This is a genomic window from Pseudomonas sp. P1.8 (genome assembly GCF_001269805.1).
GTDB lineage: Bacteria > Pseudomonadota > Gammaproteobacteria > Pseudomonadales > Pseudomonadaceae > Aquipseudomonas.
This window is the reverse complement of sequence record NZ_LHVM01000013.1, coordinates 223,827-236,429: the sequence shown is the minus strand read 5'-3', so window position 1 is coordinate 236,429 and position 12,603 is coordinate 223,827. Positions and strand designations below refer to the sequence as shown.

Here is a 12,603-nt window from a genome sequence, read left to right as displayed (position 1 = left end):
GATGAATGCCAACCTGCCGCCCGAGCCGGGCATCCGTGTCAGCCTTGCCGAGCTGATCGAGATGCGCCATCGCGTGCGTGAAGTGCAGTTGTTTTCTACCCCGAGCCAACGCAGCCCGTTGATTGGCCTGCACCACTCCAAGCTTCGCGGACGTGGTGTGGACTTTGATCAGGTGCGGGTCTATCAGGCCGGCGACGATGTACGCACCATCGACTGGCGCGTGACCGCTCGCACGCAAGAGCCGCATACCAAGCTGTTCCATGAGGAACGCGAGCGGCCGATTTTCATCATGGTCGAACAAAGCCGTCGGCTGTTTTTCGGCTCAGGGCTGATGTTCAAATCGGTACTCGCCGCTCAAGCCGCGAGCCTGATCGGCTGGGCCGCACTGGGCCATAACGACCGGGTCGGCGGCCTCGTATTCGGCGACAACGAGCATTACGAGATCAAACCCCGTCGCAGCAAGCAAAGCCTGCTGCAACTGCTCAACCGGCTGGTGCGGGTCAATCAGTCGCTGCACACCGAAAGCGAGCCGGACCGGGATGCCTTTGGCATTGCGCTGCGCCGCGCCCGGGAAGTGTCGCGTCCGGGAAGTCTGGTGATCGTGATCTGCGACGAACGCGCCCTTTCGGACAGTGCCGAACAACAACTGAGCTTGTTGTCGCGTCATTGCGACCTGCTGCTGCTGCCGTTGTCCGATCCGCTGGATCATGCCCTGCCGGCTGCCGGGCTTTTGCGCTTTGCCGAGCGCGGCGCGCAACTGGAACTCGACACCCTTAACTTTGAGCTGCGCCAGACGTATCGCGCCCAAGCCGAGAAACGCATCGCGCGCTGGGAATTGCTGGCGCAAAAACTGCGCGTGTTGATGATGCCATTGAGCACGCAAAGCGAGATGGTCGAGCAACTGCGCGAGTACCTGAACCCACAGAATTCGGGAAAAGGACGATGAACGGACTCGATCAACTGCAACCGCTGATTTCTCCGCCACCGATCGATTTCTGGCCGCCGGCACCGGGCTGGTGGTTACTGCTGCTGTTGCTGCCCTTGATGGGATTAGGTGCCTGGAAGCTGCGGCATTTGCTTGCAGTCAAGCGTCCCGTGGTGCGCGCTGAACAGCCGTTGGACCCGGTGCGCCTCGCTGCGCTGGCGGAGCTGGCGCTAATGCCCAAACCCTACGACGGTGCGCCCGCCGGCGCGTGGTTGCAGCAACTCAATGGCTTGCTCAAGCGTTTGTGCCGCAACCACTATCCCTATAGCCAGAGCCATACGCTCAACGGGCGTAAATGGCTGGCCTTCCTCGATAACCGCTGCCCGGCGGCCGGGCTGACGCGCTGGATGATTCTTGTGGAAGGCGCCTACAAACCCGAATGCAAACTCGACGACAAGGCCATCGCCGGCCTCACCCAGGCCGTCGACACATGGATTCGCAAGCATGTTTGAATTCGCCTGGCCGTGGATATTCGCCCTGTTGCCGTTGCCATGGGTGATGCGCCTGATATTGCCAGTCGCCGACAGCGGCGAACCCGCACTCAAAGTCAGCTTTATGAGCGATCTCGAAGGGCTGGCCGGGCGCCGCGCGCGGGCCAATCTGCCTTCGTGGCGACAACAAGCGCCGTTCATGCTGCTGTGGCTGTTTCTACTGGTGGCCGCGGCGCGTCCGCAATGGCTTGGCGAACCCTTGCCGATTGCCGCCAGTGGCCGTGATTTGCTGGTGGCGGTGGACGTTTCCGGCTCCATGGATTTCCCCGACATGAAATGGCAGGACGAAGACGTCAGCCGGCTTTCGCTGGTTCAGCACTTGCTCGGCGATTTCCTTGAAAATCGTGAGGGCGACCGCGTCGGACTGATCCTGTTCGGCAGTCAGGCCTACCTGCAGGCACCTCTGACGTTTGATCGGCATACTGTGCGCGTGTGGCTGGACGAAGCGCGCATCGGCATCGCCGGCAAAAACACCGCCATCGGCGATGCCATCGGTCTGGCCCTTAAGCGACTGCGCCAGCGCCCGGCGCAAAGCCGTGTGCTGATTCTCGTCACCGACGGCGCCAACAATGGCGGAGAAATCGACCCGCTCACCGCTGCGCGGCTGGCAGCCAAAGAGGGTGTGAAAATCTACCCGATCGGCATCGGCGCCGATCCGGAGCAAAGCGGTACGGTGGGTTTTCTCGGTGTCAATCCGAGCCTGGACCTCGACGAACCCTCCCTTCGGGCCATCGCCGAGGCCACCGGCGGCCGGTATTTCCGCGCCCACGACGCCAAAGAACTGCAAGCGATCAAGGACACCCTCGATCAGCTGGAACCGGTGACCCAGCAACCGACCCAGGCCCGCCCGGCTCAGGCGCTTTATCACTGGCCACTGGCACTGGCACTTTGGTTGAGCCTGTTGCTGGTAGGCCGCGCGCTCTGGCCGGACAATCCGCTGCAACGCCTGTTTACCAAGGATCTGTTCCTGCAAACGCAATTGCTGCCTGACTGGCGCGAACGCCTCAGACGCCTGCGTCTTCGGAGGCGTCGATGAGCGTGCTATGGCCGTTCTGGTTCCGGCCTTGGTGGCTGCTGTTGGTGCCGTTGCTTGGCTGGTTACTCTGGCAATTGTGGCACCGCAAGAAGCGCGCCGGGCGCTGGCAAATGATTTTACCGCCGGCCTTTCATGCCGCATTGCTCAGTGGCGGCAGTGGACGTGACAGCAAGTTGCCATGGATCGCCCTGGGCCTGGCGTGGACGCTGACCGTGCTCGCCCTGTTGGGCCCGGGCTGGACGCGAGTCGAGCAGACCAGCCAGAAGCCCGCCGATCCGCTGGTGGTGATTCTTGAGCTAACCCCGCAAATGCTCGCCACCGACATGACGCCCAATCGGCTGGAACAAGCGCGCCGCAAGGTGTTCGACCTGTTACAGGCCCGCAGCGACGCCCAGACCGCGATCGTCGTCTACGCCGGCAGTGCACACACGTTGGTGCCGCTGTCGGATGATCTGTCCACCAGCCGCAACCTGCTCGATGCGCTCAGGCCATCGCTGATGCCCGAGGCCGGCCATCGCGCGGACCTTGCCGTAGAAAAAGCCCTGAGCCTGCTGCAACAGGCCGCGCTCGGTGACGGTCGGATCCTGCTGATCGGCTCGTCGCTGACAGAACAGGAACGCCAGGGCATTCGCCGGGCAATGCGCGGAAAATCGACGCAGTTTTTGATGCTCGGTATCGGTACTGCTGAAGGGTCGCCAATCACTCAGGAGGACGGCAGTTTCCTCAAGGACGAACAGGGTGCGATCCTGGTGTCACGCCTGGACGAGCCGAGCCTGAAGTCCTTCATCAATGACCTCGACGGACGCTATCGTCATGCGCGCCTGGGCGATATCGATTTGCGTGGCCTTGGCCTGCTCGACGGTCCGCGCAGCCTGCGAAACGATGGCCAGACCTTGCGCCTCGACACCTGGGCGGATCAGGGTTACTGGCTGCTGCTGCCGCTGTTGCTGCTGGCGGCCTGCGCCGGGCGCCGCGGTTGGCTGCTCTGCCTGCCGCTGCTGTTTGCGTTGCCGCAACCGAGCTATGCATTCGAGTTTCAAGACCTGTGGCTGCGCCCCGACCAGCAAGGACTGCATTTGCTCAAGAGTAAACGCCCAGCCGAGGCAGCACAGCATTTCGAAGACCATCAATGGCAAGGCGTGGCACTCTATGAAGCCGGTGACTACGCCGGCGCCGCCGAGCGGTTCGCCGAAAGCGACGACGCCCATGCCCACTACAATCGGGGTAACGCTCTGGCAAAAAGCGGTGAGCTGGAGGCCGCGCTGGACGCGTACGAGCAAGCTCTGGAACGGCAACCGGATCTGCGCCCGGCCTTGACCAACCAGACGCTGGTCGAAAACCTGCTCAAGCAGAAAACCAACCCACCGGCGCGTGAACCGGAGAAAACCCCGAGCACCCAACCCGATATCGAGCCGCCACCCGCACCGCCCGGCGCCGCCATCGAGCCATCGAACAGCGGCGAACCGAAAGCCGAGGGTCAACCGGCCGAGCAGGGCGATGAACCACCACCCACCGCACCGCCAAACCCCGGCGCCAACGAGGTTCCGGGCAGCGAATTGGGCGATGAGCAACACACCAGGCCACCCTTGCGTCCGGCCACCGACAGCCTCGAAGGTGAACAGCGCCAGGCTCTGGAACAATGGCTACGGCAGATCCCGGATGACCCCGGTGAATTGCTCAGGCGCAAATTCTGGTACGAACAGCAACAACATCAGGATCAGGAAAATACTCGATGACCCGCTTCACCGCTTTATTGCTCGCCCTGCTGATCTGGGCGGTCCAGGCCCAGGCTGCGGAGCTGGTTTCCAGTGTGGATCGCAGCCGCCTGAGTTCTGGCGAAACGGTCGAATTGACCCTGGAATCCAGTGACGTTACGCAGTTCGGCAAACCTGACCTGGCGCCGCTGGAACCACTGTTCGAGGTGCGCGGCACTCGCCAGGTCAACCAGTTGAATACCCTCAACGGTGACAACCGGGCTACCACGCGCTGGATCATCACCCTCCTGCCCCGTCAGAACGGCAGTGTGGTCATCCCCTCTCTGCAATTAGGCGACATCCAGAGCCAGCCGATCACCCTGCAAGTGATCGAGAGCGAATCCCCGAACAACCCGAACAAGCGCGCGCCGGTGTTCATCGACGCCAGCCTCGATCAATCCAGCGTGTACGTGCAGGCTCAGGCCATTCTGACACTGCGCATATACCATTCGGTGTCGCTCTACGACGACAGCAGCCTTCCGCCGTTGCAGGTTCCCGACGCGCGCATTGAGCAGCTGGGCGAATCGCGCACCTATGAAAAAGACATCGATGGCTTGCGCCACGGCGTGATCGAAATGCGCTACGCGATCTACCCGCAGCACAGCGGCGAACTGATCATTCCGGCGCAAATCTTCAACGCCGCGTTGGTGGAGGCGCAACCCGCTGCGGATACAGCCGCCCAAGGACCGAAATCCGGCAAGCTGTTGCGCATCAGCTCCGCCGAGCTTTTGCTCACGGTCAAGGCCAAACCCGCCACCTATCCGGCCGACGCCCCATGGCTGCCCGCTCGCAGCTTGAGCCTGAACGAAAGCTGGAACCCGGAACCGGATAACGCCCAGGTCGGCGACTCCCTGACTCGCAGCCTGATCGTAAAGGCCGAAGGTTTGGCCAGCACGCAGTTGCCGCCTTTGCCCGGCACCGAAGTCGCAGGCTTGCGCCGATATCCCGATCAGCCGGTGCTCGGCAACCAGAACACCGAGCGTGGGCTGGTGGGCAGCCGTGAAGAGCGTGAAGCTTTGGTACCTACCCGTAGTGGCGCCATCGAACTGCCCAGCGTCGATGTAGTCTGGTGGAACACCTTTGAAGACCACCTGGAGCACAGCAGCCTGCCAGCCCGCACGCTGCAGGTGGCGGCCAATCCAAGCCTGGTAGTCGATACCCCGGCCAGCACCCCTCAGGTCGAAGCCCATGCCGATAGCGACACTCTCTGGCGTTGGCAACTGAGCACCCTGATCCTTGCCTGTACCACCCTGCTCGGCTTCGGTCTCTGGTGGCGCGGCCGCTGGAAACCGGCGGTCCTGCGCACGGCACAAACCGGCCCGAGCCCGCGCACAGTGCTCGACGAACTCAAGCGTGCCTGCCTGGCCAACGACTCCCACGCCACCCGCCAGGCCCTCGATGCCTGGGCCCGACAACAACCAGAAACACTGGCTGACATGGCCGCCCGCTTCGTCCCCCTGTCCGACGCCCTCGACGGCCTGAATGGCGCGCTGTACAGCGAAACCGGCCAACATTGGCAAGGTGACGAGTTGTGGCGAGCGATCAAGGCGATTCCGATGGCCGAACGGGTTCAGGATCCGGTGGGTGACAGTGGGTTGCCACCGCTCTATCCGAAATAAATACGCTCAGTGGCTAGAACACTTTTGTGGCGAGGGGGCTTGCCCCCGTTCGGCTGCGAAGCGGCCGTAAATACAGGCAACTCTCTATGTCTGAAGGAACTCAGGGGGTCGCTTCGCGACCCAACGGGGGCAATCCCCCTCGCCACAAAAGCCACCTGTCAGGTATTTGCCAGTAAACTCTCCCCCCTTTCGCCGCCTTCATTTTCCACGCGGCCATCACCTATTTTGTAGCGGAGTTCGCCTTGCGCTTGTTTCACACCTCCGACTGGCACCTCGGGCAGAACCTGCACGGCCAGGATCGCGATTTCGAACACGGCTGTTTTCTTGACTGGCTGCTGCGTCAACTGAAGCTCGATCAGCCCGATGTGCTGCTGATCGCCGGCGATATCTTCGACACGGTCAATCCGCCGGTCAAAGCCCAGGAACGCCTCTACGACTTCATTGTCAGCGCCCACGAGCAACAGCCGTTGCTGACCATCGTGATGATTGCCGGCAACCACGACTCCGGTTCGCGCATCGAACTGCCCGCGCCGTTGATGCGCCGCTTGCGGACTCACGCGTTGGGCCGAGTGTTGTGGCTCGACGATGGTCAACTGGATGCCGAACGCCTGTTGTTGCCCTTGCCAGATGCCAGCGGGGAAATTACCGGCTGGTGCCTGGCGTTGCCGTTTCTGCGGCCCGCCGAAGTCACTGGCGCGAATCTGGGCGACAATTATTTGCGCGGCATCGGCCAGGTGCATGAGTGGCTGATCGAAGCCGCCAACACCAAACGCCAAAAGGGTCAGGCGCTGATCGCCATCAGCCATGCGCACATGGCCGGCGGCTCGGTGTCGGAAGACTCCGAGCGCAGCCTGATCATCGGCAACGCCGAGGCCCTGCCCGCCAGCCTGTTCGGGCCGAGTATCAGCTACGTTGCCCTCGGTCACTTGCACAAGCCACAGAAGGTCAACGGCGAAGAACGCATTCGCTACTGCGGTTCGCCCATTCCGTTGTCGTTCTCCGAGATCGCTTATCAGCATCAGATTCTTCACGTCACACTCGACGGCGACACCCTGGTCAGCGTCGAGCCGAAACTGATTCCCCGCGCGGTCAACCTGCAACGCATCGGCCCGGCGCCATTGAGCGAGATCCTGCTGCAACTGGCGGACCTGCCGAACATCGACCTGTTGGCCGACATCCAGCGCCAGCCATGGCTGGAGGTGCGGGTGCGCCTCGACGAGCCGCAGCCCGACCTGCGCAATCAAGTGGAAACCGCCCTGCAAGGTAAAGCCGTACGCCTGGTGCGCATCGCCGCCGAGTACGCCGGCAACGGCGGCCGTGACGGTGCCGACGAAGGCAGCACGCTGATCGAACTGGACCAGCTCACGCCTCAGGAACTGTTCAGCCGCGCCTGGCAGGACAACTACGGCAGCGAGGTCGACGAACAGACCCTCAAGGACTTTGCCGAGCTGTTGCAAGACGTGCAGATGGAGAGCGAACAACCATGAAAATCCTCGCGATCCGCCTGAAAAACCTCGCCTCGCTGGCCGGGCCGTTTGAAATCGACTTCACCGCTGAACCCCTGGCCAGTGCCGGACTGTTCGCCATCACCGGGCCCACCGGCGCCGGCAAAAGCACCTTGCTCGATGCCCTGTGCCTGGCGCTGTTTGGCGCCGTACCACGCCTGAACAACACCGGCCGCGACGCCAAGGTGCCGGACGCCGACGGCGAAATCGCTACCGGCGACCCGCGTACCCTGCTGCGTCGCGGCACGGGTGAAGGCTATGCGGAAGTGGATTTCGTCGGTGTCGACGGTCGCCGCTACCGCGCCCGCTGGGAAGCCAATCGCGCCCGGGACAAGGCCGCCGGCAAGCTGCAGGCCAGCCGCCAGAGCTTGCGTGACATCGATCAGGATCAATTGCTCGCCAGCCAGAAAGGCGAATACAAGACTCAGCTCGAAGCCGCGCTGGGGCTGAATTTCGAACAGTTCACCCGCGCGGTGATGTTGGCACAAAGCGAGTTCAGCGCATTCCTCAAGGCCGATGACAACGACCGCAGCGAACTGCTGGAAAAACTCACCGACACGGCGCTCTACACCCGCCTCGGTCGTCGCGCCTTCGACAAGACCAAGGAGGCTCGCGAGGCGCACAAGCTGCTGCAGGATCAGGCCAGCGGTGTTACACCGCTGTCACCTGAAGCCCGCGCCGCACTGGATCAGCGTTTCAGCGAGGCGCAGCAACAACTCAAGACCCAACAGGCGCAGCTCAAACAGCTTGAACTGCAGGACACCTGGCTCAAGGACCTGCGTCGCTTGCAGGACGAACATCTGGCCGCCAGCGAACAACTGCAATCGGCGCAGACCCACTGGGAAGCCCTGGCCAGCGAGCGCTTGAGGTTCACCCGCCTCGAACAACTGGCCCCACAAAGGCACCAGTTCGCCCGTAAAGCCGAGGTCGATGCGCTGCTGACACCCTTGGCGGCGCAAATTGCCTTGCACACGCAGCAACATGGCGAACTCGGCGAGCACCAGACACAGCTTGAGCAACAGCTCGGCAGCGCCCGGATTGCCTTGAGCGAAACCCAACAACGGCAAACCGACAGCGCCCCATCGCTGCGTCAGGCCTTCGAAGCGCGAAGCACCCTCGCCCGTCTGGCCAAGGATGCCGCCCTCAGCGCCGAAGCCAGGCAACAGGCGCAACAAGCCTGCACCCAGGGCCAGGGCACGATTCAGACCTTGCTCGATCAGCAAGCCCGTGGCGCCGGGGACTTGCAGCGCATCGCCACCGGGCTCGAACAAAGTACGCATCTGGCTCCACTGAGCGATGCCTGGAATGCCTACCGTGATCGCCTGCAACAGTTGATGCTGATCGGCAACCGGTTGAATCAGGGCCAGACCGAACTGGCCAGCCTCGAACAAAACGCCGCGAGCACCGAACAAGCGCTCACTGCACAGAAGCAACAACTGGAGGTGCTGTTCAAGGAGGCCGGCGCCGAACCGGATGCCGTCGCCGAGCAGATCGGCATCCTGGGCAGCCTGTTGCAGGACAACCGCAAGCAACTGCGCGCCGTCGAAGACCTTGCGCGCCTGTGGGCCAGCCAGCAGGAGCTGGACAAGCGCAGCGCCGAGCTGCAACAACGCCAGCTCACCGCGCAACAGGAACGTGAGCGCCTGACTCAGGACGGGGTCAAGGCCAAGGCTGATCTGAGCGTTGCCGAACAGACCCTCAACGTCACTCGCGACCTGCTGGAACGTCAGCGTCTGGCGCGCAGTGCCAGTGTCGAAGAGCTGCGTGCGCAGTTGCAGGACGATCAGCCTTGCCCGGTCTGCGGCAGCAACGAACATCCGTATCATCAGCCGGAGGCGCTGCTGCAAAGTCTCGGCCGTTTTGATGAAAGCGAACAGGCCAACGCGCAGAAAGCCGTCGACCTGCTCAAGGAAAAACTCACTGACTTGCGCGCCGAAGTCGGTGGGTTGATCGCCCAGCAAAAGGAACTGCTGCAACAGCAGGAGCAACTGGCGAACCAGCAGCAAGCCCTCGCCCCGAGCCTGGAAGCGCATCCGCTGGCGACCCAACTGCTGAATCAGGATGCCGCCAAACGCGACGCCTGGCTCATCCAGCAAAACACTCAGCTCAACCAGAGCATCAGCCAGGACGAGCAACGGCAGAGTGCACTGCTCACCCTGCAACAGGATGCCGCACGCCTGACCCAGCAACTGCGCCATGCCGAAACCGCGCACCAGCAAGCGGCCCAGCACCTGAGCAATCAACAGCGCGAGCTGGGCAACGACCGCCAGCGCCTGGACGAAGAACTCAGCGCATTCGCCAACCTGCTCCCGGCAGAAACCCTGCAAGCGCTGCGCGTCGAGCCGGCCGCGACCTTCATGCAACTCGACCGGCAGATCGCCGAGCGCCTGGCGCAACTCGAGCAACAAAAGGAAGAACTGGCCGAGCAGCAACAACGTCAGCAAAACCTGGAGAAAGAACAGGACCGCCAGCACAGCCGTGTGCAGCAATTGCAGGCCGCCGAACAGCAGTTCAGCGGGCTGGCCGAGCAGCAACAGGCGAGCCAGCATACGCTCGGGCAATTACTCGGCGAACACAGCAGCGCCGAGCATTGGCAGCAGCAACTGGAACAGGCCGTGGAACAGGCGCGCAGCGCCGAAGCCAGCACCGCGCAGGCGCTGCAAAGCGTCCTTACGCAATCAGTGCAACTCGCCGCCGAGCTCAAGGCCCAGCAGGAGCGCTTGCACGCACTGGAAGGCGAAGAACGTGAACTCACCGGCAAGATCGGCGACTGGCGTGCCCGTCATCCCGAGCTGGATGACGGCGGCCTCGAAGACCTGCTGCGCGTCGACGATACCCAGGTCAGCGAACTGCGCCAGCGCTTGCAGCACAGCGAAAAAGCCATCGAACAGGCCGGCGTCCTGGTGCAGGAGCGCGACAAACGCCTGCTCGATCATCAGGCGCAACACAACGGCAACCTTGACGCCGAGCAGTTGGCCAGTGCGCTGATCGACCTGCAAAACCTCGCCGCCACCAGCGAGCAACACTGCGCCGAGCTGCGCGCCGAGCAGGCCGAAGACCAGCGCCGACAGAACGCCAATCAAGCCCTGGCGCAGCAAATTGCCGATGCCTACAGCGAGTACCAGCGCTGGGCACGTCTCAATGCATTGATCGGCTCCGCCACCGGCGACACCTTCCGCAAGATCGCCCAAGCTTACAACCTCGACTTGCTGGTGCACCACGCCAACGTTCAACTGCGGCAACTGGTGCGCCGCTATCGCCTAAAGCGCGGCGGCAGCATGTTGGGCCTGCTGGTGATGGACACCGAAATGGGCGACGAACTGCGCTCGGTGCATTCGCTGTCGGGGGGCGAAACGTTCCTGGTGTCGCTGGCACTGGCGCTCGGGCTCGCGTCGATGGCGTCGAGCACCTTGAAGATCGAATCGTTGTTCATCGACGAAGGTTTCGGCAGCCTCGATCCGGAATCCCTGCAACTGGCCATGGACGCCCTCGACGGCTTGCAGGCCCAAGGCCGCAAGGTCGCGGTGATTTCCCACGTACAGGAAATGCATGAACGGATTCCGGTGCAGATTCAGGTCCAACGCCAGGGCAACGGCCTGAGCACCCTGGAGGTGAAATGAACACGCTGTATTCCTTTCGCCGCTGCCCCTATGCCATGCGGGCACGCATGGCCCTGCGCTACTCGGGAGTGGCCGTGGACATTGTCGAAGTCAGCCTGAAGGCCAAGCCCGCCGAAATGCTCGCGCTGTCGGGCAAAGGCACGGTGCCGGTGCTCAGCGCCGATGGCCGGGTGATCGACGAAAGCCTCGACATCATGCGCTGGGCCCTGGCACAGAACGATCCGCAGGACTGGTTGCTCAAGGATGATCCTGGCGCAGCGGTGCAAATCGCCCCTTTGATCGAACAGAACGATCAGGTGTTCAAGGTGCACTTGAATCGCTACAAGTACGCCGAGCGTTATCCCGAGCAGCCGATGGAGGTTTATCGCGGCGAGGGCGAGGTGTTTTTGCAAAGACTGGATGAATTGCTGGAGGGACGCGGCTACTTGCTGGCCAGCCATCCAAGCCTGGCCGATGTGGCGTTGATGCCGTTCGTGCGCCAGTTCGCCCACGTCGACCGTGACTGGTTCGCGCAGACGCCGTATCGGCGCTTGCAGGACTGGTTGCAGCGGTTTCTGGAGTCGGACTTGTTTACCGGTGTGATGCGCAAATAAGAACACCGACCCTGTGGCGAGGGAGCTTGCTCCCGCTGGGCTGCGGAGCGGCCTCAAATCCTTTGCACTCAATTTTCAGGTAAACCACATCAACCGGTTGACGACTGCTGCGCAGCCGAACGGGAGCAAGCTCCCTCGCCACAAAAGCCCCCCTTTGCAGCAAGGTTTAAGCCAACACCCCGCACATCCCGATCGCCGAGCAATCGACCTGGAATGGCCCGAACGCCACACCTTCGTTTCTGATCGGCGGATTGCCGGCCAGCATCCCCGGCGCCATGGCGTTTTCGATACTGCGTGCAATGTTGTGGTTGGCTTCGATGGCTCGCGCAACCGACCCTGCCGATCCTTGCCCGATGCCTAGCAAAGAGGCGCCGTTGGTCAAGAACGCCAGAAAGGCAACGACCCAGAGTCTGCGCCCTTTCATGCTCCGACGACTCCCGCGAGTTCCGGCTGATTCGCCGTTGCATCTTGTGAGAGGTGTTCAAACTGAATGCCGGGATGAGCCACTTCAATCGGAGCGTCGGCGGTGTCTCGAGACTGGATCGACAGGCTGACTACCAGCACCATCGCCAGGTAAAGACCGATCGCTACGTACGCGCCGTGTTTGGCAGAAGTGAGAATTGCGCTGGCCATGATGTTCTCCGCAGGCATGTTTCAATGCCCACAGAATCGATCAAAACCGTGCAGGTCACCACTCAGGGATATCCATAGTGACCATCAACTGCGTTGATCATTGAGCCAGACTGTTTCAGTCTTCGATAAAGCTCATCAAGCGTTCGCGTGCCGCTTCAGGTTCACCGGATACAGGCTCGATAGAGGAAAGAATAGGGGTGGAATAAAGAAACAGGAAAACCAATGCCAGACGCATCGCCATGTCGTCGATCCTTGCTGAAGAGGAAGTCGAAAAACCGGCGTCAAATTTAGGCGCATGGCTTTGTGATATCAAGCGATACATTGATGGCCACCTGACACTGTCGCAAATGCGTTATGCAGGAGCGAC

11 protein-coding genes are annotated in these 12,603 nt (G+C 62.1%); 8 read left to right on the top strand and 3 right to left on the bottom strand.

Features of this window, described 5'->3' with window-relative positions:
- The first annotated feature begins 1 nt into the window (after position 1).
- From AD668_RS11940 to AD668_RS11905, 8 genes are all read left to right on the top strand, one after another.
- Entirely contained in the window at positions 2 to 946 is a 945-nt protein-coding gene (locus tag AD668_RS11940) for a DUF58 domain-containing protein (protein ID WP_053158874.1), read from the top strand.
- On the top strand, positions 943 to 1,437 hold the full coding sequence (locus AD668_RS11935) for a DUF4381 domain-containing protein (protein WP_053158871.1): 495 nt from the start codon (positions 943 to 945) through the stop codon (positions 1,435 to 1,437). Before AD668_RS11940 ends, AD668_RS11935 begins: the two co-directional genes overlap by 4 nt.
- A complete protein-coding gene (locus AD668_RS11930; protein ID WP_053158868.1) occupies positions 1,430 to 2,512 on the top strand; it encodes a VWA domain-containing protein in 1,083 nt (360 codons plus the stop codon). The genes AD668_RS11935 and AD668_RS11930 overlap by 8 nt, the downstream gene beginning before the upstream one ends.
- Positions 2,509 to 4,248 (top strand): VWA domain-containing protein, encoded by a 1,740-nt coding sequence (locus AD668_RS11925; RefSeq protein ID WP_053158865.1) that lies wholly within the window; start codon positions 2,509 to 2,511, stop codon positions 4,246 to 4,248. Before AD668_RS11930 ends, AD668_RS11925 begins: the two co-directional genes overlap by 4 nt.
- A complete protein-coding gene (locus AD668_RS11920; protein WP_053158863.1) occupies positions 4,245 to 5,885 on the top strand; it encodes a BatD family protein in 1,641 nt (546 codons plus the stop codon). The genes AD668_RS11925 and AD668_RS11920 overlap by 4 nt, the downstream gene beginning before the upstream one ends.
- Before the next feature lie 242 nt (positions 5,886 to 6,127).
- The gene (locus tag AD668_RS11915; protein ID WP_053158859.1) at positions 6,128 to 7,372 is read left to right on the top strand and encodes an exonuclease SbcCD subunit D C-terminal domain-containing protein; all 1,245 of its coding nucleotides are present in this window, start codon (positions 6,128 to 6,130) and stop codon (positions 7,370 to 7,372) included.
- Positions 7,369 to 11,010, top strand: coding sequence for an AAA family ATPase (locus AD668_RS11910; protein WP_053158856.1), 3,642 nt, complete (start codon positions 7,369 to 7,371; stop codon positions 11,008 to 11,010). Before AD668_RS11915 ends, AD668_RS11910 begins: the two co-directional genes overlap by 4 nt.
- Positions 11,007 to 11,603: a glutathione S-transferase gene (locus tag AD668_RS11905; protein ID WP_053158851.1), complete on the top strand. Its 597-nt coding sequence runs from the start codon at positions 11,007 to 11,009 to the stop codon at positions 11,601 to 11,603. The genes AD668_RS11910 and AD668_RS11905 overlap by 4 nt, the downstream gene beginning before the upstream one ends.
- A 166-nt stretch (positions 11,604 to 11,769) precedes the next feature.
- Here the strand turns inward: AD668_RS11905 and AD668_RS11900 are convergent, their stop codons facing one another.
- The 3 genes from AD668_RS11900 to AD668_RS29480 all read right to left on the bottom strand — a co-directional run bounded on the left by AD668_RS11900 (position 11,770) and on the right by AD668_RS29480 (position 12,558).
- Positions 11,770 to 12,027 (bottom strand): hypothetical protein, encoded by a 258-nt coding sequence (locus AD668_RS11900; RefSeq protein WP_053158848.1) that lies wholly within the window; start codon positions 12,025 to 12,027, stop codon positions 11,770 to 11,772.
- Complete coding sequence (locus AD668_RS11895; protein ID WP_053159843.1) at positions 12,024 to 12,236, bottom strand: hypothetical protein; 213 nt, start codon at positions 12,234 to 12,236, stop codon at positions 12,024 to 12,026. Before AD668_RS11895 ends, AD668_RS11900 begins: the two co-directional genes overlap by 4 nt.
- A 115-nt stretch (positions 12,237 to 12,351) precedes the next feature.
- Positions 12,352 to 12,558: a hypothetical protein gene (locus tag AD668_RS29480; protein WP_156322333.1), complete on the bottom strand. Its 207-nt coding sequence runs from the start codon at positions 12,556 to 12,558 to the stop codon at positions 12,352 to 12,354.
- Positions 12,559 to 12,603 lie beyond the last annotated feature (45 nt).